Origin of the sequence: Streptomyces sp. SudanB25_2051 (assembly GCF_964272635.1) — a bacterium.
Classification (GTDB): domain Bacteria; phylum Actinomycetota; class Actinomycetes; order Streptomycetales; family Streptomycetaceae; genus Streptomyces.
Window position 1 is genome coordinate 5,976,874 of record NZ_OZ186787.1, and the last position, 22,096, is coordinate 5,998,969.

General features: G+C 75.6%; 19 protein-coding genes and 1 tRNA gene. 14 read left to right on the forward strand and 6 right to left on the reverse strand.

All coding sequences use genetic code 11. The features are described 5' to 3' along the window. Positions 1–127: 127 nt before the first annotated feature. Together ACSUPT_RS26305 and ACSUPT_RS26310 are read left to right on the forward strand one after the other, a co-directional pair. Positions 128–538 carry a BlaI/MecI/CopY family transcriptional regulator gene (locus tag ACSUPT_RS26305; RefSeq protein WP_361665067.1) on the forward strand — a complete coding sequence of 137 codons (411 nt, stop codon included), beginning with the start codon at positions 128–130 and terminating at the stop codon, positions 536–538. A 7-nt stretch (positions 539–545) separates the two neighbouring features. Beyond that, the gene (locus tag ACSUPT_RS26310) at positions 546–1,481 is read left to right on the forward strand and encodes a M56 family metallopeptidase (RefSeq protein WP_351967905.1); all 936 of its coding nucleotides are present in this window, start codon (positions 546–548) and stop codon (positions 1,479–1,481) included. Positions 1,482–1,911: 430 nt separating this feature from the next. Here the strand turns inward: ACSUPT_RS26310 and ACSUPT_RS26315 are convergent, their stop codons facing one another. The 3 genes from ACSUPT_RS26315 to ACSUPT_RS26325 form a co-directional block, all read right to left on the reverse strand. Continuing rightward, on the reverse strand, positions 1,912–2,367 hold the full coding sequence (locus tag ACSUPT_RS26315; RefSeq protein WP_436945771.1) for a tellurite resistance TerB family protein: 456 nt from the start codon (positions 2,365–2,367) through the stop codon (positions 1,912–1,914). 72 nt (positions 2,368–2,439) lie between these two features. Further along, the gene (locus tag ACSUPT_RS26320) at positions 2,440–3,420 is read right to left on the reverse strand and encodes a sporulation protein (protein ID WP_436945773.1); all 981 of its coding nucleotides are present in this window, start codon (positions 3,418–3,420) and stop codon (positions 2,440–2,442) included. A gap of 93 nt (positions 3,421–3,513) precedes the next feature. Further along, positions 3,514–3,732, reverse strand: coding sequence for a hypothetical protein (locus ACSUPT_RS26325; protein WP_351967902.1), 219 nt, complete (start codon positions 3,730–3,732; stop codon positions 3,514–3,516). Positions 3,733–4,276: 544 nt separating this feature from the next. Here ACSUPT_RS26325 and ACSUPT_RS26330 point away from each other — a divergent pair. From ACSUPT_RS26330 to ACSUPT_RS26355, 6 genes are all read left to right on the forward strand, one after another. Further along, the gene (locus ACSUPT_RS26330) at positions 4,277–5,608 is read left to right on the forward strand and encodes a hemolysin family protein (RefSeq protein ID WP_351967901.1); all 1,332 of its coding nucleotides are present in this window, start codon (positions 4,277–4,279) and stop codon (positions 5,606–5,608) included. Beyond that, complete coding sequence (locus tag ACSUPT_RS26335; protein ID WP_399219887.1) at positions 5,605–6,621, forward strand: hemolysin family protein; 1,017 nt, start codon at positions 5,605–5,607, stop codon at positions 6,619–6,621. Before ACSUPT_RS26330 ends, ACSUPT_RS26335 begins: the two co-directional genes overlap by 4 nt. A 329-nt stretch (positions 6,622–6,950) precedes the next feature. Further along, positions 6,951–9,611, forward strand: coding sequence for an ATP-binding protein (locus ACSUPT_RS26340; protein WP_436945776.1), 2,661 nt, complete (start codon positions 6,951–6,953; stop codon positions 9,609–9,611). 49 nt (positions 9,612–9,660) lie between these two features. Further along, positions 9,661–9,734, forward strand: a tRNA-Pro gene (locus ACSUPT_RS26345). Positions 9,735–10,043: 309 nt separating this feature from the next. After that, positions 10,044–11,564 carry a protein kinase domain-containing protein gene (locus ACSUPT_RS26350; RefSeq protein ID WP_436945778.1) on the forward strand — a complete coding sequence of 507 codons (1,521 nt, stop codon included), beginning with the start codon at positions 10,044–10,046 and terminating at the stop codon, positions 11,562–11,564. A gap of 120 nt (positions 11,565–11,684) precedes the next feature. Continuing rightward, entirely contained in the window at positions 11,685–12,608 is a 924-nt protein-coding gene (locus ACSUPT_RS26355) for a YihY/virulence factor BrkB family protein (RefSeq protein ID WP_361662174.1), read from the forward strand. 268 nt (positions 12,609–12,876) lie between these two features. On the opposite strand, the gene ACSUPT_RS26360 is transcribed toward ACSUPT_RS26355, so the two are convergent. Continuing rightward, the gene (locus ACSUPT_RS26360) at positions 12,877–13,314 is read right to left on the reverse strand and encodes a hypothetical protein (RefSeq protein WP_436945780.1); all 438 of its coding nucleotides are present in this window, start codon (positions 13,312–13,314) and stop codon (positions 12,877–12,879) included. A gap of 62 nt (positions 13,315–13,376) precedes the next feature. Here ACSUPT_RS26360 and ACSUPT_RS26365 point away from each other — a divergent pair, with 62 nt between their 5' ends. Together ACSUPT_RS26365 and ACSUPT_RS26370 are read left to right on the forward strand one after the other, a co-directional pair. After that, entirely contained in the window at positions 13,377–14,075 is a 699-nt protein-coding gene (locus tag ACSUPT_RS26365) for a helix-turn-helix transcriptional regulator (protein ID WP_436945782.1), read from the forward strand. Between the two features lie 238 nt (positions 14,076–14,313). After that, complete coding sequence (locus tag ACSUPT_RS26370; protein ID WP_436945784.1) at positions 14,314–14,898, forward strand: GNAT family N-acetyltransferase; 585 nt, start codon at positions 14,314–14,316, stop codon at positions 14,896–14,898. A gap of 322 nt (positions 14,899–15,220) precedes the next feature. Here ACSUPT_RS26370 and ACSUPT_RS26375 read toward each other — a convergent pair whose 3' ends face one another. Further along, a complete protein-coding gene (locus tag ACSUPT_RS26375) occupies positions 15,221–15,664 on the reverse strand; it encodes a DUF6223 family protein (RefSeq protein WP_436945786.1) in 444 nt (147 codons plus the stop codon). A gap of 198 nt (positions 15,665–15,862) precedes the next feature. Between ACSUPT_RS26375 and ACSUPT_RS26380 the strand changes: the two genes are divergently transcribed. From ACSUPT_RS26380 to ACSUPT_RS26395, 4 genes are all read left to right on the forward strand, one after another. Beyond that, positions 15,863–17,137 carry a sensor histidine kinase gene (locus ACSUPT_RS26380; protein WP_436945787.1) on the forward strand — a complete coding sequence of 425 codons (1,275 nt, stop codon included), beginning with the start codon at positions 15,863–15,865 and terminating at the stop codon, positions 17,135–17,137. Then, on the forward strand, positions 17,134–17,817 hold the full coding sequence (locus tag ACSUPT_RS26385) for a response regulator (RefSeq protein ID WP_436945789.1): 684 nt from the start codon (positions 17,134–17,136) through the stop codon (positions 17,815–17,817). Before ACSUPT_RS26380 ends, ACSUPT_RS26385 begins: the two co-directional genes overlap by 4 nt. Beyond that, complete coding sequence (locus ACSUPT_RS26390; RefSeq protein ID WP_436945791.1) at positions 17,814–18,929, forward strand: hypothetical protein; 1,116 nt, start codon at positions 17,814–17,816, stop codon at positions 18,927–18,929. The genes ACSUPT_RS26385 and ACSUPT_RS26390 overlap by 4 nt, the downstream gene beginning before the upstream one ends. A gap of 238 nt (positions 18,930–19,167) precedes the next feature. Further along, positions 19,168–19,800 (forward strand): NADPH-dependent F420 reductase, encoded by a 633-nt coding sequence (locus tag ACSUPT_RS26395; RefSeq protein ID WP_436945792.1) that lies wholly within the window; start codon positions 19,168–19,170, stop codon positions 19,798–19,800. A gap of 122 nt (positions 19,801–19,922) precedes the next feature. Here the strand turns inward: ACSUPT_RS26395 and ACSUPT_RS26400 are convergent, their stop codons facing one another. Beyond that, complete coding sequence (locus ACSUPT_RS26400) at positions 19,923–22,001, reverse strand: pectinesterase family protein (protein ID WP_436945794.1); 2,079 nt, start codon at positions 21,999–22,001, stop codon at positions 19,923–19,925. Between the last annotated feature and the right edge of the window lie 95 nt (positions 22,002–22,096).

A 22,096-nucleotide genomic window follows, 5' to 3' on the forward strand; every position in this document is an offset into this window, starting at 1 on the left:
CCTCGCCGCACCGGCGTCGATGCCGCGCGCCGGGGTGGCGGCGCGGCCCGACCGGCCGCGGTCGGCACGGGTCGCGGGGAGGAAGGGCGCGCCGCGGTGTCGTTACGATGAACGGCCGCCTCGGGTCATGCGGGCGGGACGACCGGAGGGAGACGGGGTGAGGGAGCAAGGGCGTGCTCGGCGCGGTCAGGGAGAGCTGGAGGCCCAGGTGCTCGGTGCGCTGCGCGCGGCCGACGGCCCCGTGGACACGGCGTGGGTGCGGGAGCGGGTCGGTGGCGACCTGGCGTACACGACCGTGATCACCATCCTGACGCGGCTGCTGGCCAAAGGGGCGGTGACCAGGGAGAAGTCGGGGCGGGCCTTCGTGTGGTCGCCCGCCGCCGACGAGGCGGGCCTGGCGGCGCTGCGGATGCGGCGGCTGCTGGACCAGGAGAGGGACCGGGAAGCGGTGCTGGCGAGCTTCGTCACCTCCCTGCCGCCGGGGGACGAGAGGCTGCTGCGGGAGCTGCTGGAGCGCGCCGCGGAGCCGGAGGACTGACGACGTCATGGGGGTTTTCGTCTTCCTGCCGCTGGTGCTGCCGTTGACGGCGTGGCCGGTGGCGCGCCTGGCCGAGCAGCGGCTGCACCCGCGGACCGCCACGGTGCTGCTGTCGGTGGTGGCCGGGGTGCTGGCCGTGTGCAGCACGGTGTGCCTGGCGCTGCTGATGGTGGTGGGGACCGCGCAGCTGCCCGGCAACCCGCTGCCCGACGGCTGGTCGGACCCGGAGGTGCGCGAGGCCGTCCCCTACGACGAGGTCGCCGGCCGGCTGGCCATCCCCGCGCTGGGGGCCGTGGTGGCGGCGTGCGCCCGCACGTGGTGGGTGCATCTGCGGGTGCGGTACCGGGCCGAAAGGGCTGTGGCCGGTCTGCCGACGTCGGTGGTGGTGCTGCCGGACGCCGATCCGTACGCCTACGCGCTCCCCGGACGCCGGGGCGGGGCGGGCCGGGTGGTGGTGTCGACGGCGATGCTGGAGTGCCTGGAGGCGGCCGAGCGGCGGGCGCTGTTCGCGCACGAGCGGGCTCACCTCGCGGGCCGCCACCACCGGTTCCTGCTCGCCGTGCAGCTGGCGGCCCGTGCCAATCCGTTCCTGCGGCCGCTGCGTACCGCGGTGGCCTTCACGGCGGAGCGGTGGGCGGACGAGGAGGCGGCCGGTGCGGTGGGCAGCCGACGGGTGGCGGCCCGCGCGGTCGGCAAGGCGGCCCTGGTCTCGCGGGGAGCTCCCGCGGTGACCCTGGCCCACTTCGCGCAGGCGGGGCCGGTGCCCCGGCGCGTGGGCGCGCTGCTGGGCCCGGCACCGGCGGTGCGCGCGTGGCCGTCGGTGTTCACCGCGGTGGGCCTGGCGGCGTGGACCGCCGCGGCGGGCACCGCGCTCTCCGCGCTGTCCTCGGCGAACGCGGCCGTGACGCTGTTCTTCGTCCTGAAGGCCGCCACCCCGCTGTAGCCCGGAGCGGTACGCGACGGCCGCCCGGCGGGATGCCGGGCGGCCGAGGCGGGGCCTGTCGCGCGGGCCGGTGCCCGTGCCGTGAGGTGGTACGTGCCGCGCGGGCGGCGGCCCCTGAGACGTACGTGCCGCGTGGGCCGGTGTTCCCGCCGCGAGGCGGTACGCGCGGCCTGGGCGGCACCCCTTGATACGAGACGTACGTGCCACGTGGGCCGGGGCGGGCCTTGCGGCGGTACGCGCGGCGCGGGTCGGCGGCCCCTGAGGCGTCCGGCGCCGCCGCGCGCGGCGAATGCGATCCGGGCGGCCGGCTCGACGCGGTCGGTGCCGTTGCCGTCCGCCACGCCCACGGCGGCGCCGGTCGCGGTGACGGCCGCTCGCACCGCGGGGGCGGCAGGCGGCCTACGGATCGAACTCGTGGGCGGCCGGCGGTCTACAGGTCGAACTCGTGGGGCGGCAGGTCGAGGGCGAAGCACGCCTCGCGGACCACGGCCTGTTCGGCCTTGTCGAAGTCGCCGTCGGCGCCGCCGATGACGATGCCGATCTGGATGACCGCGCGGGCCTCGGCGGGCTTCTTGGCGGCCTTGGCGATCTCCCGCAGAACGCTGACCTTGCCGAAGCCGAAGTCGGCCGTCAGCCTGGCCAGGTTGTCCTCGAAGCGCCGCCGCAGGTCGTCGGCGTCGAAGTTCCGCAGTACCTCGTTGGCGGCGATCAGCTGCGCGACGCGTTGGCGCTCGGCCGGGTCGACGGTGCCGTCGGCGGCCGCGACGAGCGCGCACATCGCCATGGAGGCGTCCCTGAACGCGCCTGACCTCAGGTCGTTCCTCTTCGCCATCAGCTGGCTCTGCATCGTCGATGCCGATTCGCGGATGCGGTCCCACAGGGCCACGGGGCAACTCCTTCGTCAAGCGGCGCGCGGGCCGGGGGAGTCCGGCCCGCACCTCCGCGTCATGGGGATGGTTCAGGCTTCTTCGTCGCCTTGGTCGTCGCCTTCGAGGAAGTCGCCGACCTCGTCGACGACCTCCGCGGCGACGAGGCCGCCGGCCACGCCGACGGCCAGGCCGGCCGCGCCCGCGGCGACGGCCGTTCCCATGCCGGGCCCGGAGCGGTGACCGCCGTGGCCGTCGTGGGAGGGGTGGGCGTCCGTGTGCCCGTGGGGGGCGGGGGCGCCGTGGCCGGCCGGCATCTGGCGGATCCAGGCGTCGACGACGGTGTCCCAGTCGCGTTGGCCGGCACCGTCGTGGCTGACGACGTGCCGGCTGACGGCGTCGTGGCCGCCGGAGAGGAACCCGCCGGGCCTGTCGGCCTCCAGGACGACCTCCATGCCGCCGGGGTTGGCGAGGAAGGTGACCTCCAGCTCCCGCATGGCGTGCGCGTACTGGGGGGCGGGGGTGAGTTCGATCTCCTGGTGGAACGGCAGCTGCTGGCCGGTGCCCCGGATGTGCCCGTACTCCAGGTCGGCGGCCTTGAAGCCGAAGCCGAGCCGGCCGAGGGCTTCGAGGATCGCCTCCTGCACCGGCAGCGGGGAGACCGTGAGCGGGTCGAGGTCGCCCTTGTCCTTCGCTCCGGCCACCGCCAGCTCGGTGCGCACCCCGAGCACGATGCCCAGGGCCTGCCCGTGCAGCTCCGTGACCGGCGTCTCCCACGGCAGCGCCACCGTGAACGGCACGCTCCGCTGCTCACCCTGCGCCAGGCGGAAGCCGCCCGCGACGGCGACCCGGCCGAACGCGACCGTGCCCTCGGCCTCTCCGCCGTCGTGCTCCGCCTCCACCCGGGCCACCAGCTCCAGGGTGATCTGCCCGATGTCGAAGTCGGCGCCGCCGCCCTTCAGACGCACCTGGCCGGCCAGGCTGCCGCCGGGCCGGACGGGGCCCGGGTCGAGGACCGTGTCCACGGTGGGGCCGCCCACACCGAGCGCGCCGAGCAACTTCTTGAACACCATGCGGCGTTCACTCCTTCACGTGCGAGAAAGGGGCGCGGTGCCGCCGGGTCCTGCGGACCGGGGGACCCGGCGGCACCGCGGTCGGAGAGGTGACTACTTCGCCGCGTCCAGCGCGGCCAGGGCCTGGGCCCAGCGGACGTACTTCAGCTCGGCGAGCCCGGCGACGGTGGTGACGCCGAACGCCTCCTCCAGCAGCTCGCCGTCACGGTCGGAGACCCCCTTCAGCGCCGACACCGGCGCCGCGAGGACCTCGGTCAGCGGCTTGTCCGCCCACGCCTTGTCCAGCACCTTGCTCAGATCGATCGAAGCCACGTATGCCCTCCCAGGCCGATAGCGAGTGAAACCAGCGGTACGCGGGCCCCATGGGGCCGCGCAGGCGCCGTCCGGGTACGACGGCACCGGTGCCGTGCCGGCGAGGAGCCGCCGAGCGCGTCCGGCGCGCCGGGCCCGCGGCCAGGGCGACGGAGCCCTGGCCGCTCCCGTGGGGAACCGGCGGCCGGGCATGGCGCACCGCCTCCCGGCTGCGGGGTGACCGGTTACACCCCGGCCGCCCCTCGCATTTTCTACACGACTGTAGAAGCATAGGGCCAGGCCGGTGCGGCGCGGCCCCTCCCCGGACGCCGGGGCGCCAGGAGCCCGCGCACGCCGTGACCAGCCGACTCGAGGGGGGCTTTACTGGTGCTTTACCGGCCCTTTACCATGGAGTGGGGGAGACTTCCTCTCCCCGCGAAGACGTACCGCCCCCGCACCCGGGGGCGGGTGAGTGACGAAGGAGCAGCAGACCCGCAATGGGTGAACCTCCCAGTACGAGCCGTGCCACACCCCGCCCGACGAGCTGCGCACAGGGGGTGGCACGGTGACCGAGCTGCTGCTGCTCCTGCTCGCCCTGGCGCTGACGCTCGCGTGCGCGGTGTTCGTCGCCGCCGAGTTCTCCCTGACCACCGTCGAGCGCGCCGACCTCGAGCGTGCCGCCGGGGCCGGTGAGCGCGGCGCCGCCAGCGCCCTCAAGGCCGTCAAGCGGCTGACGTTCCAGCTCTCGGGCGCCCAGCTGGGCATCACCGTGACGTCCCTGGTGATCGGCATGCTGGCCGAGCCGTCCCTGGCCGCCCTGCTGCGCGGACCGCTGACCGCGATCGGTCCGGGCGCCGCGGCCTCCACGATCGCCACCATCCTCGGCGTCGCCCTGTCCACGGTGGTGCTGATGGTGATCGGTGAGCTGGTTCCCAAGAACTGGGCGATCTCCCGGCCGCTGGCCGTGGCGAAGGTCGTCGCCACCCCGCAGCGCGGCTTCACCGCCGCCTTCGGGCCCTTCATCAGCCACCTGAACAGCACGGCGAACCGGTTCGTGCGCCGCCTCGGCCTGGAGCCGGCCGAGGAACTGGCCCACGCCCGCGGCCCGGAGGAGCTGGTGGCCCTGGCCCGGCACTCCGCCGCCCAGGGCGCGCTGGAGGAGGACTCCGCCGAGCTCTTCGTACGCACCCTGCACCTGGGAGAGCTGACGGCCGAGAACGTCATGACCCCCAGGGTGGATGTCAAGGCCCTCGAAGCCCGGGCGAGCGCGGCCGACGCGGTCAACCTCACCCACGCGACCGGCCTGTCCCGCTTCCCCGTCTACCGCGACAGCCTGGACGAGATCATCGGCACCGTCCACATCCGAGACGTCCTCGCCCTGGACGAGGACAAGCGGCAGGCGACGCGGATCACCGAACTGATCACACCGCCGCTGCTGGTGCCCGACAGCCTGCCCGTCGACACCCTCCTCGGGCGACTGCGCGCGGAACGCACCATGGCCGTCGTGATCGACGAGTACGGAGGCACCGCCGGCGTCGCCACCGTCGAGGACATCATCGAAGAGGTCGTCGGCGAGGTCCGCGACGAACACGACCCCCACGAGGCCCCCGACCTGCTCCCGCGGCCCGCCGCCGAGGACGGCCGGCGGGTCTGGGAGGCCGACGGCGGCGTCCGCACCGACGAGCTCGCCGGGATCGGCCTGCGCGCCGGGGAAGGCCCGTACGAGACCCTCGCCGGCCTGACCGCCACCCTGCTCGAACGCATCCCGGAGCCCGGAGACACCGTGCACCTCGCCGGCTGGGACATCACCGTCCTCGACGTCGACCACCACCGCGCCGACCGCCTCGTCCTCACCGCCCCCGCGGCGGACCGCGACCGGCAGGAGATCAGCCGATGACCACCGTCCAGCTGCTCATCGGCGCCCTGACGCTGCTCACCAACGCCTTCTTCGTCGGCGCCGAGTTCGCCCTGATCTCGGTGCGCCGCAGCCAGATCGAACCCAGGGCCCAGGCCGGCGACAAACGCGCCAGGGCCACGCTGTGGGGCGTGGAGCACCTGTCGGCGATGATGGCCACCGCCCAGCTCGGCATCACCGTCTCCTCCCTGGTGCTCGGCGCCGTGGCCGAACCGGCCATCGCCCACCTGCTGGAGCCGCCCTTCCACGCCATCGGCGTGCCCGAGGGGCTCATCCACCCCATCGCCTTCGTCATCGCCCTGGCGCTCGCGACCTACCTGCACATGCTCTTCGGCGAGATGGTGCCCAAGAACATCGCCCTGGCCGCGCCCGTACCCACGGCGCTGCTCCTCGGCCCGCCGCTCGTCGCGCTCACCCGCGTGCTCAAGCCGGTCATCTTCGGCATCAACGCCTTCGCCAACACGCTGCTGCGCCTGCTGAGGGTCGAGCCCAAGGACGAGGTCTCCGCCGTCTTCACCGACGACGAACTCGCCCGGCTCGTCACCGATTCCAGCCAGGCCGGCCTTCTCGACCCGGCCGACGGCGAACGGCTGCGCGACGCCCTGGAGCTCGGCACGCGCCCGGTCGGCGAGGTCCTGGTGCCGCTGGCGAGGATGCGCACGGTCGACCACCGCGTCACCCCCGCCCGGCTGGAGAAGGCCGCGACCGGCGCCGGCTACTCGCGGATGCCCGTCGTGGGGCCCGGCGGCACGATCATGGGCTACCTCCACATCAAGGACGCCATCGGCGTCGCCGAGCGGGACAAGCCCTTCCCCCGCGCCGCCCTCCACCCCGTCATCCGCGTGCGGATCGACACCCCGCTCGACGACGCCCTGACCGCGATGCGGGCAGGCGGCACCCACCTCGCCGCCGTCACCGGCGACAAGGGCACCGTCATCGGCTTCGTCACCATGGAGGACGTCCTGTCCGAACTCGTCGGTCCCGCCCCGGCCTGAGCGGACCGGCACCGGGCGCGGCAGCCCGGTGCCGGTGCGTCCGCGAGCGGCCCTCGACGACCCGCGTCCCTCCCCGGGGAGGCGTCCGAGGGCCCCTCGCGGCCTCCCTCCCCGGGGAAGCGTCCGAGGGCCCCTCGCGGCCTCCCTCCCCGGGGAGGCGTGCGAGGGCCCCTCGCGGCCGCCGGCCGCGCCGGGGGCTCGGCGGGAACCCCCGGCATCGCGGTCCGTCCGGACAGCGCCGACTCGCCCGGACGGCCTGAATCATCCCCTCCGCTCACCGTCCCCGACTACGCTCGCTCTCGAACGCACATGCGAGAAAGGGGAAGGGGATGCTGCCGTTCAGGGCGGAACACCGGCTGTCCGTACCGCTGCTGGAACGGGAGCCCGAACTGGCCGCCGCCGCACACGCGATCGAGGCGCTGACCGGCCCGGACGCCACCGGGGGACTGCTCGTCTTCCGGGGCGACGCCGGCATCGGCAAGACGTCCCTGCTCGCGGAGGTCGGCCGCCGCGCCGCCGACCGCTGCACCGTGCTGTCCGGCAAGGGCGGCGAGACACTCACCTCCGTACCGTTCCACGTCCTGCGCCAGCTCCTCGTACCGGCCCTGATGCCGCTGCCGGAGGGCCTGCTGCGGCGGCTGTTCGGCGACCGCTTCGACATCGCCGCGCCCGCCCTCGGCCTCGCCACGCCCAGCGCGCCGCTCGCCGACCCGCAGGGCGTGCGGGACGGCCTGGACCGGGTCGTCACCCGCCTCGCCGAGCAGCGGCGCGACAAGCCGCTCGTCGTCCTCGTCGACGACGCGCACTGGGCGGACGCCGAGTCGCTGCACTGGCTCGCGGAGTACGCCGGCCGCCTGCCGGGCCTGCCGCTGCTGATCGTCCTCGCGCACCGCGCCGACGCCTCCGCCGACCGCCCGGAACCCGCCGCGACCCTGCTGCGCCGCGTCGAGGAGCAGGCCAGGCTCGCCACCACGCTCCACGCCCTCACCGAGGACGCCACCGCCGACCTGGCGCGTGCCGCGCTGGGCGAGCGCACCGACGACCCGTTCTGCCGCGAGGTGTGGGCCGTCACCGGCGGCAACCCCTACGAGACCGTCGAACTCCTCGCGACCGTGCGCGACCGCATGCTGGAGCCCGTCGCCCGCAGCGCCGGACTACTGCGGGACCTCGGCGCGTCCGCGCGCGGCAGCGGCCTCGTCGCCCGCCTCGAAGCCCTCGGCACGGCCGCCACCCGGTTCGCGTGGGCCGCCGCGGTCCTCGGCACCGAGATCCCGCTGCGGCTCGCCGCCACCCTCGCCGGCATGCCGGCCGAGGAGGCCGCCGACTGCGCCGCCCGGCTGCGCGAGGCCCGCATCGTCACCGGCTCCGACCCGCTGGAGTTCGCCCACCCGCTGGTCGCGACCGCCGTGTACCGGTCGATACCCCCGGCCACCCGCACCGCCCTGCACGGGCGGGCCGCCTGGGCCGTCACCCGCGAGGGCCTCGGCGCCGCGGCCGCAGCCCGCCACCTCCTGGAGGTCCACCCGGACGACGACCCGGAGCTCGTCGCCCAGCTCCGCGAGGCCGCCCGCGAACACCTGGCCGTCGGCGCGCCCGACGCCGCCCGCCGCTGCCTCGAACGCGCGCTCCAGGAGCCCCCGCCGCCCGACGCGTACGCCGAGGTGCTGTACGAGCTCGGCTGCGCCGCCCTGCTCACCTCACCGGCCGCCACCGTCGGCCATCTGCGCTCCGCGCTCGGACTGCCCGGACTCGACCCGGCCCTGCGCGCCGACGCCACCTGGCGCCTCGGCCAGGCCCTCGCCCACAGCAACCAGCTGGCCGAGGCCTCCGCGACCGTCGCCGCCGAGGCCGCCCGCACCCCGCCCGGCCGCGCCCGCACGCGCCTGGAGGCGGCCCACTTCATGTACGAGTCGTTCCGCGCCGCCGAGGACGACCCGCACGGCCGCTCCCGGCGCCTGGCCGCGCTCGCCGACCACCTCCCGGGCGCCGACGACGCCGAACGCGCCCTGCTGTCCCTGCGCGCCTTCGACGCGATGCTGCGCGGAGAGGACGCCACGCGGGTCGTCGAGCTGTGCGACCGGGCCCTCCTCGACGGCCGCCCCGCGCCCGGCGTGAGCTGGACCGACACGGAGTGGGGGTTCGAGACGCCCGCCATGATCGGCATCGCGTACGCGTTCACGGACCGGCCCGACCGCGCCCGCGCCCTCTTCGAGGAGGCGGTCCGCGCGTACGAGATATCCGGCTGGAGCGGCGCGCACCTCGCGTTCGCGCACACCCTGCTCGGCCTGGCGCACCGCCGCGCGGGCGACCTGCCGCGCGCCGAGGCGTACCTGCGCGAGGGGCTGCGCCTCGCCGACCGGGCGGGCCGCGGCCTGGCCGTGCAGTGGGACGCCGTATGCCTGCTGGTCGACACCCTCCTCGCGCGGGGCAGGACCGGCGAGGCCCGCGAACTGGCCGACGCGTACGCCTTCGGCCCGCCCTGGCCCAGCGCCATGGTGCTGCCCGACGGGCCCTGCGTACGGGGGCGGCTCCTCCTCGCCGAGGGCAGGACCCGCGAGGCGGCCGACGAACTGGAGGCGGCCGGCGAGGCCCTGGAGGCGCGCGGGCGGCACAACGGCGTGTGGGCGCCCTGGGCCTGCGACCTGGCCCGCGCCCTCGCCCGCGACGACCCCGACCGGGCGGCGGCCCACGCGGCGCTGGCCCGCGCCCACGCGGAGCGCTTCGGCACCGGCACCGCCCTGGGCGAAGCCCTCCGCTGCGCCGCCCTGTTCGCCGCGCCCGACGAGGCGGGCGCGCTCCTGGAGCAGGCGGTACGCCACCTGGAGGCGTCCCCGTCCGCGTACGAACACGCCCTCGCCCGCCACCAGCGCGGCGTCGCCCTGGGCTCCCGCACCGAGCTGGCCCGCGCGGCGGCCCTCGCCACCGCCTGCGGCGCCGACGCCCTGGCGGCCCGCGCCCAGGGGGCCCTTTCGGATCTGCCCGCAGGGTGAGGTAATGTTCTCTTGCGCGCTCACCCGGCGAGTCCGGGCCGAAGCGCATCGGGACGTGGCGCAGCTTGGTAGCGCACTTGACTGGGGGTCAAGGGGTCGCAGGTTCAAATCCTGTCGTCCCGACTTTGCGAAGTCGCAGGCCGAGGGGCCGTTTCGGAGGAATCCGAAACGGCCCCTCGGGCGTTTCCGGGGGCCTGCCGGGACCATGCGCCGGCCGCGTCAGCGGGCCGCCGCAGTCGCGCCCGGCGGCGACCGGGGAGCGCGCCGGACCTCCGTCCACGAGGCCGGGTGCGGGGCGGGGGGATGCCCGGCGGCTGAGGGGGCACACGTGCACACGGTGCTCGCACCCCGCGCGGCCGGACATGCCACCGGCGGCGGACACGTGGGCGGGCGGACGACGGCAGGTGACGACAGGACGCAGGGAGCGCAGGGATGAAAGTCCGCTCGTGGCCGATCCGATGGGACAACAGGCTCACCGCCCACGTGGTGGCCGGACGCTACCGGCTCGACGACCTGCTGGGTCGCGGCGGCGCGGCCGATGTGTACGAGGGCCTGGACCTGCGCCTGCGGCGGCCGGTCGCGGTGAAGGTCTTCCGCCCGGACGGTGCCGCCGACACGGAGGAGCGGTTCGACGGCGAGGGCCGGCTGCTGGCCCGGTTGCAGCACCCCGGCCTGGTCACCGTGTACGACTGCGGACGGGACGACGGAACGCCCTACCTGGTGATGGAGCTGGTCAAGGGCACGACGCTGCGCCGGCGGATCGCCGCGGCCCCGCTGCCGCCCGCCGAGGCGTGCCGGATCGGAGCCGCGCTGGCCTCCGCACTGGCCCATGTGCACGAGGCCGGAGTCGTCCACCGCGACGTCAAGCCCGCGAACATCCTGCTGGACGAGGCGGGCGCCCCCCACCTGACGGACTTCGGCATCTCCAGGACGCTCGGCGCCACGGCCCAGACCGTCCCCGGCGCCCTGATCGGGACCGCCGCCTACATCGCCCCGGAGCAGGTGCGGGGCCGGGGCGCCGGGCCGGCGGCGGACATCTACAGCCTGGGACTGGTGCTGCTCGAGTCCATCAAGGGCGAACTGGAGTACCCGGGGGCGCCGCTGGAGGCCGCGGTCGCCCGACTGCACCGGAGCCCGGCCATTCCGCCGGGCATACCGGCGGCGCTGGCCGCACTGCTGGAAGCCATGACCGACGCGGACGAGAGCCGACGGCCGGACGCCACGGCCTGTGGGCGCGCCCTGGCCGCCCTGGCGTCGCAGGACCTCGCGGGAGGCGCCACCGCGCCGACGGGGACCTCCGCGCCGGCGGGGACCTCCGCGTCGGCGGATCCGCCCGTGAGCGGCGAGGACGATGGCGAGCGGAACCCGGACACGCTGAGGCCGAACCGGGCGGGCGCCGGGGCGGGGGCTGCCGGCGGCGAGTCCGCCGTCCCCGCCCACGGCGGGCCGGTGGCCGCACGGACCGCATCCGGCCGGCCCGCCCCGCGCAGGGCCGGCCGGATGCTGCTGACCGCCGGCGCGGCCCTGACCGTCTTCGGCGTCGGACTGGCCGGTTCGGTGGGCGGGCCGTCCGCCGAGGCGGACAACGCCGCGTCCGGTCCGCCCCGCCCCGCCACGACCGAGCCGGACTCCCCGGACGCGAACCGGTCGGGAGCGTCCGCCTCCTCCTCCCGGTCCGCCCCTCCCTCCTTGTTTTCGCCGGCCGCCCCCGCCGCCTCGCCCGCTCCACCGGCCGGAGCCGCCGACGGCGCCGCGCCGCCGCGGTCCCCCTCGCACACGGGGCACGGCCGGGCCGCGGCAGCGGACGCGGCGACGGACAGCGGCGCGCCGTCGGCTGCCGGCGGCTCGGAGCGGCAGCGCGACCGCGCGGCCGGCCCCGGAGCGGCCGGTCAGGCTCCCGGTAAGGCCCAGGCGCGGCAGGGGAAGCCGGCCAAGGGCAGGCACGCGCGGTGACAGCGCCGCGCCCCCTGGCGTGACGCCGCCCTGACGGGGCACCAGACACGCAACTCGCCGGCCCCCGCCCGGGGCGGTGGCGGCCGGGTGGCGGCAGGCCCCGAACGGAGCGGTGATGTCATGACGATCGGTGTCCCCGCGAGCGGCTCGGCGCCCGGTCGGCGCGACCACGGCGCGTACGCGCGTGCCCTGGCGCGTACACCGGTCGCCGTCTGGGAGGACGACCTCACCGACTGGGCGGCGGCGCTGACGTACTACGCGGTGCTGGCCGTCTTCCCGGCCCTGCTGGTGATGGTCTTCTCCATCGCCCTGCTGGGCACGGACACCCCCCAGGAGGTCGTCGCGCGACTGGCGGACTTCGTGCCCGAGGCGGCCCGTCCCGTGCTCGCCCAGGCCCTGAGCAGTCCGCGGGAGGACCCGTCGGTCCGCTGGCTGCTGCTCCTGGTCACCGCGGGCGCCGCGCTGTGGTCGGCCTCCAGCTACCTGGCCGTCTTCCGGCGGGCGCTGCACGCGATGTACGGCGTGCCCGACTGCCGTCCGGCGTGGCGGACGTTCCCCGCCATCCTGCTCAGGGCGCTGACCGTGCTCGCCCTGCTGGTCAGCGGAGTGCTGACGCTCACGGCCGCCGAGCGGGTCGCCCGGGCCATCGGCCGGGGCACGGGAACGGACCATCAGGCGGCCCTCGTCTGGGCCGGCTTGAAGTGGCCGCTGCTGGCCGCGGTGGTCGTCGCCCTGGTCCTGCTCCTCTTCTGGTCGGGCCCGCCGGAGGCCCGCGGTGTGCGGCGGACGCTGCCCGGCGGAGCGCTGGCGGTGCTGCTGTGGCTGCTGGCGTCGGCGGGCTTCGCCTTCTACGCGTCGCACATCGCGACGTACAACCGCCTCTACGGCTCCCTGGCGGGCGTGGTGGCGTTCCTGGTGTGGCTGTGGGTCTCCCACGTCGTGCTGCTGGCGGGCGCGCAGTTCAACGCCGAACTGGCGCGGGACGGGCGCCCGGAGCGGCCGGATCCCTGCTCGGGCGACCGTGCCGACGCCGCCTCGCGGTGACGCCGGCCACCGGCACGGCGGCGGAGCCGGCGCGTCCGGCCCGGGGCCCACGGCCCGTACCGGCTGTGCGGCCGTAGGCGGTCTGCCCGGTGGGGCCTGGCCGGGGGCCACACGGGAGGGGGCGGGCGCGGCGCTCACGCCGTGAGGCCTGGCCCGCCGACCGGTTCAGTGCGCCCGTGACCCGTGGCCCGTGGCCCGTGGCCTGTGGCCTGTGGCCTGTGGCCCGTGGCCTGTGTCCCGTCGCCTGTTCACGGGCGCTGACGCCCGTTCACGGTCGCCGGCGCCCGGTGTGGTAGCGCTGGGCGAGCCGTGCCAGCGCGACGGCGCCGAGGAGCAGCCCGAAGTCGCGCAGGGCCACGTCGTAGTGGTCCGGGATGGTCAGCAGATTGACGATGATGCCCGCCAGCCACCCCGCCACCAGCCAGCCTCCGAAGCGCGGAGCCAGCGCCACGGCGAGGCCGGCCACGATCTCGATCACGCCCACGGCGTACATGGCCGCCTGGGCGCTGCCGGGAACGACGTCGTCGATCCACGGCGCGAGATAGGCGGGCCAGTCCGCGAGCAGGTTGGCGAACTTGTCCAGTCCGAACAGGATCGGCGCCACCGTGAAGCCGGTGCGAAGGATCACGAACGCCTGGTATCCGGGGTCGGCGAGCGCCGCTCGCCGGGTGGTGGGGGTGCTGGGGCTTGTGGTTGCGGAGGACATGGCCCTCTCCTTCTATCGGCAAGGCTCATTTCCTATAGAAGACCTCGCTCGCTCTTTAGTCAATGGCCGAGGGTTTTACACTGGTGTTCGTGGACAACCCGGAGGAAGTACACGACGCGGACGTCTCCGCCGTCGCCGCTCTCGACGAGCCCACCCGCAGGAGGCTGTACGACCACGTCGTGCGCCAGCCGGGTCCGGTGAGCCGTGACGAGGCGGCGGCCGCTCTCGGGCTGGCCCGGAAGACCGCGGCGTTCCACCTGGACCGGCTGGCCGACGAGCGGCTCCTCGACGTCGTCTTCGAACGCCGCAGCGGACGCTCCGGGCCGGGCGCGGGCAGGCCGGCCAAGCTCTACCGCCGCTCGGCGAAGCAGATCGCCGTCACCCTGCCCGGCCGCCGCTACGAGCTGGCCGGGAAGCTGCTCGCCCAGGCGGTGGAGGAGTCCGACGCGACCGGCGAGCCGGTGCGCGGGGTGCTGCACCGCAAGGCCGAGGAGCTCGGCAGGCAACTGGGCGGGCAGAGCGGCACGGATGTCGTCGACCTGCTGGAGGAATACGGCTTCGAGCCCCGCCGCGAGGGCGACGACATCCTTCTCGCCAACTGCCCCTTCCACGCGCTGGCCCGGGAGCACACCAGCCTCGTGTGCGGCATGAACCTCCGTCTGCTGAGCGGCATCCTCGACGGCGCGGACGCGACGGGGTTCGAGGCGTGCCTGGCACCCGGCCCCGGACACTGCTGTGTCCGGCTGCGCCCGGCGGCCTGAGCCGGCGGCGTGGCCGTCGCCACCTTCGGCAGGACAGGGAGTCCGCGGTCCGGGCGGCCCCAGCCCGGACATCGGGTCCGGCTTCCCGCGCGTCCGCTGACGCTGCCGGGCCGGGCCGGGACCGGGCCGGGTCGTGCCGGGTCGTGCCGTCCGTCGGCCGGCAGCGGGGCACGGTGCCGGGCCGTGGGCGCGGATATCCGGTGTCCCGCTCCCCGGTGGAGGGGACAGGATGGCGCGCATGACTCTGGCGACCCCCACCCTGCACACCGCTCGCCTGCGGCTGCGGCCCTTCGCCGACGACGACGCCGGCCACCTCTTCGCGCTGCACGGCAACCCCCGTGTGATGCGCTACTGGGACTCCCCGCCGTGGAGCGAACCGGCCCGCGCCGAGCGCTTCCTCGCGACGTGCCGGAAGATGGCGGACGACGGGACCGGAGCGCGCTTGGCCATCGACCGGGCATCCGACGGGGCCTTCGTCGGCTGGTGCACGCTGACCGCGTGGAACGCGGAGTACCGCAGCGCGTCGCTGGGCTACTGCCTCGACGAGGCGATGTGGGGCCACGGCTTCGCGACGGAGGCCGCGCACGCCCTGCTGGAGTGGGGATTCCGCACGCTGGACCTGAACCGCGTCCAGGCCGAGGTCGACACGCGCAACCCGGCGTCCGCCCGGGTCCTGGAGAAGCTCGGGTTCCGGCGTGAGGGGACGTTGCGGGAAGACTGCGTCGTCAACGGCGAGGTGTCGGACTCATGGGTGTTCGGGCTGCTCAGGCGGGAGTGGCGGTCCCCGGCGGCGCCGGACGCGGCCCGGCGCGAGCACCTCTGAGCCGTATGCGGGGGACGCGGGGGAGTGGTCAGCGGCTTCCCCCGTCCCGGCCCGGCGACGCGTCGGCGGTCGCGCGGTCCCGTAGGCCGTCGATGCCGCCGGGCGAACACTCCGGGCGGGGCCGGAACAGTACGGCCGCCGCCCGGCCCCGCGTGGATCACCTCCAGATCGCGCCCGTTCGGGCCCTGGCCCGGCGTCGGTAGGGGCCCCGGTCCGACCCGCCCCGGCGCCCGGACCGCCTGGTGCCACCACTTCCCGTCGGCCGGCCTCCCCCGGTCCGGCCCTGGCCCGGTCCCGGCAGGGGCACGCCCCGACCGGGAGGCTACGCGTCCGCGACATCGCGCCCCAGGTCACGGACGCCCTGCCGCCCCGCCGCGCTCCGCTGCCGCCGGGAGCCGGTGCGGGACCGGGCCAGGTGGCCCAGGGCCGCGCCGGACAGGCCGAGCAGCGCGGCCACCACGCCCCCGCCCAGGCCGTTCCCGGTGCCCAGCCCGCCCTCGGCGGTGACCACGACCGCGACCCCCGCGGTCACGGCGACCGCACCCGCCGCCCACGCCACGAGGGCCCCGGTACGCGCGTCGCCCCGTGTGGTGCGGCCGGTGGCGCGGGCCAGCGCCAGCGCGCCGGCGACCACGCCGACGAGCCCGGCCAACGCGGCCGCGGCGGCCGCCAGGCGCCCCGGACCCATGGTGTACACGTCGGCGGCGAGCGGCTGGACCGCGAGATGCGCGGCCGCCGGTACGGCGAACTCGAGGGTGACCGACATGGGGTGCTCCTTCTCCTCCTGCGACGGACATGCCCCACGAGCATCACGGCCGCGCCCGCCCCCGGTCGTCCCGCGTACGCGGACACTTCACCCTGCCGCGTGCGCCGCAGGACGCGCGGCGGTACCGCGCGCGCGGTAGTCCGCCGCTCGTCCGGCAGGGGGACCCGCCCGACGGCGACGGCCGGTTAGGGTGCGCGCATGAACGCAGGGGAGCGGGTCCGGGGCGGGACCATCGCGGCCGGGGCCTCGGGGGCGGGCGCCGGAAGCGGGACGAACACGGCCGGGGCCGCGGGTACCGGAGCGGGGGGCGGCACGGGCGCGCCCCGGGCCGCCGGCCGGGCCGCCGTGCCGGTGCGCGCCCGCGCGGCGGACTGGGCCGTGGCGGTCGGCGTGGCGGCGGCGCTGCTGGCCACCGCCCTGTCCGGGCAGCGCTCAGCGACGTATCCGGCCGCCGCCGGCTACGACTTGGCGGGCTACGCGCTGCTGGCCGCTGGCGGACTGGCGCTCGCCTGGCGCCGCCGCGCCCCGCTCGCGGTCCTGGCCGCCACCGGCCTGTGCGCCCTCGGCCACCAGGCGGCCGGCTTCGACGTGCCCGTCGTCGCGTACCTGTTCGCCGTGTACGCGGCCGTACGGGCCGGACACCGCACCGCCACGGCCGTCGCGAGCGTCGCCATGCTCGCCGTGCTCCCGCTCGCGGCGCTGGTGTCGGGCCCGTATGACGCCGGGGAGGCGTTCGCGCGGGCCCGCGGCGCCCTGGAGATCGCCTGGCTGGTCGCGGCGGGCGCGGCCGGCGAGGCGCTGCGGCAGGCCGAGCGCCGCGCCGACGAGGCCGAACGCACCAGGGAGGAGACCGCGCGGCGCCGCGCCGACGAGGAACGACTCCGCATCGCACGGGAGTTGCACGACTCGCTCACGCACCAGATCTCCGTCGTCAAGGTCCAGGCCGAGGTGGCCGTGCACGTGGCCCGCCGACGCGGCGACGACGTCCCGGAGGCCCTGCTGGCCATCCAGGAGGCCGCCCGCGAGGCGAGCCGGGAGCTGCGCGCCACCCTGGAGGCGCTGCGCGACGACGACACGGCCCCGGCGCGCGGCCTCGACGACGTACCCGAACTCGTGCGCGGCGCCCGGGCGTTCGGCCTGGACGTGACCCTGACCGTCGAAGGGCGCCGGCACGGCCTGCCGGCCGCGGTGGACCGGACCGTCTACCGGATCGTGCAGGAGTCGCTCACCAACACCGCCCGCCACGCGGACGCGACCACCGCGTCGGTCCGGATCGAACACCGGTCGGACACCCTCGTTGTACGCGTCGACGACGACGGCAGGGTCGCGCCCGCCGACGCCCCGGTGCCGGGCGTCGGACTGCTCGGCATGCGCGAACGCGTCACCGCCCTCGGGGGCCGGCTCAGCGCGCGCCCGCGCGACGGGGGCGGCTTCACCGTCCACGCCGAACTCCCCGTGGAGCGGATGCCGTGATCCGGGTCCTGCTGGTGGACGACCAGCCGCTCATCCGCAGCGGGTTCCGCGCGCTCCTCGACCTGGAGGACGACATCGAGGTGGTCGCCGAGGCCGCCGACGGCGCGCAGGGCGTGGCGCTGGCCCGGACGCACCGGCCCGATGTCGCGCTCGTCGACATCCGGATGCCGCGAGTGGACGGCATCGAGGCGACCCGCCGCATCGCCGCCGACCCGAAACTCACCGGGGTGCACGTCGTCATCCTCACCAACCACGGCCTGGACGAGTACGTCCTCGACGCGCTGCGCGCGGGCGCCGCCGGGTTCCTCGTCAAGGACGTCCTGCCGGAGGACTTCCTGCACGCCGTGCGGGTCGCGGCCCGCGGCGACACCCTGCTGGCCCCCGCCATCACCCGCAAGCTCATCCACCGGTACGTCACCCAGCCGCCCGACCCCGGCGCGCCCACCGGCCTCGACGAGCTGACCGACCGGGAACGCGAGGCCGTCGCCCTCGTCGCACGCGGCCTGTCCAACGACGAGATCGCCGGACGGATGGTGATCAGCCCCATGACCGCGAAGACCCACGTCAACCGGGCCATGATCAAACTCGGCGCCCGCGACCGCGCCCAACTCGTCGTCTTCGCCTACGAGTCCGGCCTCGTCGTACCGCACGCCCGCACGGCCCCGGAGGACCCCGCATGACCCGCACCACGCCCCCGCGCCCCGTCGACGCCGAGGCCCTCTTCCCCGGCCTCGCCGCGTACCGGCGCACCGCGACCCGGCTCCATCCGCGACGCGGAGCGCCGACGGCGCGGGACAGCTCGGTCGGCGGACCGCTGCTGTGGCCTGCCGACGAGCCGTGGCCGGTCTGCACGGCGGTCCATCCCAAGGGCACCGGCCACCGGCTGTCCGACGTGCGCCTGCGCCGCCGCATCGAGGAGGACGCACGGGGCCGGGAGCTCACCGACGAGGAGCGGCGCACCCTGGACGGCATGGCACCCGGCCGCCACGCGCCCGCGCTGCGGGACGACGACCCGCTGCCGATGCTGGCCATAGCCCAGCTCCACGCCGGGGACGTACCGGACCTCGCGGCGCCCGGCGGCTGCGACCTGCTGCAGGTGTTCTGGTGCCCGTTCGAGGCGCACGGGCCGGGGCGCACCATCGACGTGGCGCTGAGATGGCGCCGCGCCGCCGCCGTGGGAGCCGTACTGGAGCCGCAGCCCGAGCCCCCGGTCGCCGGCCGCGCCGAGTGCGTCCCGTCCCCGTGCGTGGTCCATCCGGAGCAGGTCGTGGAGCACGAGTACGTCGGGCTCTTGAGCGAGGAGCTCCAGGAGGCGATCGACGCGTGGGAAGACGGCCTCCACGACGGAGACGAGGACGAGGACGGCGAGGACGAGGAGGGCGACGGCGGCACCGGGGACGCGACGGGCTACGCCACGTACGAGGAGTACGAGGCGGCCATGGCGGCCGCCCGCGCCGAGGAGCCGGAGGAGATCGACTACCGGAGCGATCTGTCCATCGCGCCCGGCTGGAAGGTCGGAGGCTACGCCTCCTGGCATCTGACCGACCCCGCGCCGGTCGACTGCCCGGTCTGCGGGACGCCGATGCCTCCGCTGCTGACCGTCGCCATGGGGGAGTGCGACGGCGCCTCCGCCGGCTGGCTCCCGCTGGAGGACCGGGGGCCTGGCGGCGACACCCGCGACATCGACCCGCGCGTCGTCGACCCGGTCGGCGTCTACCTGGGACGCGGCCTGATGCGCGTCCACACGTGCCCGGCCGACCGGGCCCACCCCCACCGCCTCAGCTTCCAATGACCGCAGGGCCGACGGACCCGTCCCCGGCGGCCGTCGGGCCAACGGGCCTGTCCCCGACGGTCACTCGGGCCAACGGGCCTGTCCCCGGTGGCCGTCGGGCCAACGGGCCTGTCCGGCCGCCGTCGGGACCAGGGCCGCGGGCCGAGGGGTGCCGCCGGGGCCGTAGGACCCACGGGGTACGAAGCACCTGTCCCCGGGCCGAGGCGGCGGGGGCGCGGGCGGCCGTAGCGTCGCCGTCATGAAGATCGGAATTCTCGGAACAGGCAATGTGGGGCGCGCCCTCGCCGGGGCGTGGGCGCGGGCCGGGCACGAGGCCGTCCTCGGCTCGCGGCGCGCCGCCGGCTTCGGACCGGCCCCCGTCGAGGGCGTACCGGTCGTGGACTGCGCGTCCGCCGTCGACGGGGCAGGCGTGGTGGTCAACGCGACACCCGGCACGGCCTCCGTGCGGCTGCTCACCGCGATCGGCGCGCCCGCGCTGGCGGGGAAGGTGCTCCTGGACGTGGCGGTCGGCTTCACCGAGGACAACGACCTCTCCCACCTGGGGGAGAGCCTCGGCGAGGAGATCCAGCGGACGTTCCCGGACACGCGGGTCGTCAAGACGCTGTGCACCATCGACCGCGCGCTCATGGTCGACCCGGCGTCGGTGGAGGGCCCGAGCACCGTGTTCCTCTCGGGCGACGACGCAGGGGCCAAGCGCACGGTCCGCGCGCTGCTGGCCGACCTCGGCTGGCCGGAGGACGCGCTGCTCGACCTGGGCGGCATCGCCACGGCCCGCGGCCAGGAGCACTACAGCCTGCTGTTCATCGGTATCGCCCAGGCCCTCGGCTCGTACGGCTTCGGCATCCGAGTGGTCCCCCCGGTCCGCGGCTGACCCCCGCTGAGCCGTACGGCCTGCCGGTGCGGCGGCGCCGGAGGCCGTACGGGCGGCAGCGCGGTCAGCGGGCCGTACGGATGAGGGGCGGCGTCAGCACGCCGTACGGGTGAGGGGCCGCGTCAGGAGGCGGTGGGGGTCCAGCCGCCGAGCCAGTCCGCGACCTCCTGGCCGGCCGCCTGCGCCGGGGTCAGGTGCGGCCGGTCCGCGCTCGCGGCGCCCGCGCCGGGGCCGGAGTTGCGGTACTCCGCGAAGCGGGCGTCCTTCCACGAGAAGCCGCTCATGTCGCTCCACGGGGCGGCCTTGACGGCGTCGCTCAGCGTGGTGTCCCGCACGGTGACCTGCGGGTCCAGCGACGCGTCGCCGCCCGCGTACCAGGGGCGGCCGAGGTGGAAGGTGCGGGGCGCCACATCGCCGTTGACGACGGACCGGTTGATGAGGAAGCCCTTGCGGTTCGCCGGGGTGCTGGGCGCGGCGACGTACCCGGCGGACGTGCCGTTCCAGCGCTTCTTCAGGGTCAGCACCGACTTGTCGATCACGGCGGTGGCCCGGCCGAAGACGAAGTCGACATTGCCGGTGATGTACGAGTCCGTGACGTACACGCGGCCCAGCCGGTCCTTCGCGGCGGTGTCCAGCAGCAGCGTGTCCTGGTCGCCCTCGACGATGATCCGGTCGAGGAGCACCCGGTCGGCCGCCGTGCGCAGGGCGACCGCCTGGTGGCCGGACAGGTGCTGGTTGCGGGCCTCGTCGAAGTCGTTCGCGATCGTCAGGTTGCGCGCCTGGAAGTCGTCGGCCTCGACGGCCACGGTGGCGCTGCCCCCGGTTCCGTACGTGCCCGAACCGTCCGGCTTCGGCGTGCCCGACGCGTTGCCGTAGACGATGACGGTGTCCTTGCGGCTGCCGCCCGAGCCCTGGATCGTGACGTGCGGCTTGTTCGCCGGGACCTTCACCGTCTCCCGGTAGGTGCCGGGCGCGACGGAGATGACCACCCGCGACGCGTTGCCCGCCGGTACGGCGTCCACGGCCTTCTGCACGCTGGTGAACTGGGCGCCGCCGCCCTTCGCGACGGTGAGCGTCCGCACCGCGGCCGGGGCGGCGGCCGCCGTCGCCGCCGCCGTACCGATGGACGCCCTCGGCCCGGCGCCCGCCTTCACCAGCGCGGGCACCGCTTCCGCGCGGTCCAGCCTGTACGCGTACGACGCCCCCGGGTCGAACGCCGCGCCGCCGCCGCTCTCGTTGCGGCCGCTCGTGCCGGAGAAGACGTTGCCGCGCTGCACCAGCACGGCCGTGGCGTCCCGGATGACCGGGTTCCGCATCCCCTGGAAGTAGCTGTTCTCCAGCACCATCCGGGTCCTGCCGCGCGCGTAGTTGCCGTACGCGGAGGTGATGCGCGTGTCCGGCGTGTCCTCCAGGTAGTTGTTGTAGAGGTGCGCGCGGGCCGCGTTGTCCGTCGACGGGTTGCGCTGCTCGGTCTCGCGCAGCCAGTTGTGGTGGATCGTGATGTCGGTGACCGTGTTCGGGGTCCACCCGATGCCGAACGTCTTGTTGTTGTCGCTCATCCGGTTCCACGACACCGTCACGTACGTGCTGTCCTTGCGCACGTCGATCAGCCCGTCCGCCATGTGCCGCAGGTCGTTGTGGTCGATCCACACATGGTGGGCGCCGTCCATCTGCACGGCGTCGAAGTCGTGGTCCTTGTCGTTCCAGACACCCTGGTACGAGTCGCGGATCGTCAGGTTCCGGATGATGACGTTGTGGACGCCCGGGCCGAGGAAGAAGCCGCCGCCCACGATGTGCCCGCTGGTGCCGGACCCGACGATCGTCTTGTCGGACGCGACGCGGATCTCCTTGCCGACCGGGTTCACCGCGATCGTCCCGGCGACGACGATGACGTACGGCTCGGCGGCGGTCGCGTACTTCTCCAGGTCGGCGAGGGTCCGCACGGTGACCGTCCGGCCGCCCCGGCCGCCGTACGTCCCGTTCTGGCCGAGCGCGTCGACCGAGGCGAAGCCGTCGGCCTCCTCGACGGCCCACGCGGGCGCGGCCGGCGCCGCGTGGGCGGACTGCCCGCCGTGACCGCCGAAGATCCCGAACGCCCCTCCGTAGGCGAGGGCGCCCGCGGCGGCGAGGGCGAGCGGGACACCGGCGACGAGCGCCGTCCGCCGCCTGCGGTGGCGCGCCCGGTGGCGTGTCTGCGTCATGTACTGGCTCCGATGCTGTGTGCGTGTGCGTATGCGTGTGCGTGGGTGTGTGCGTGCGGGGTGGGTGGTCTGTGGTGGGTGGTCTGTGGCTGGGC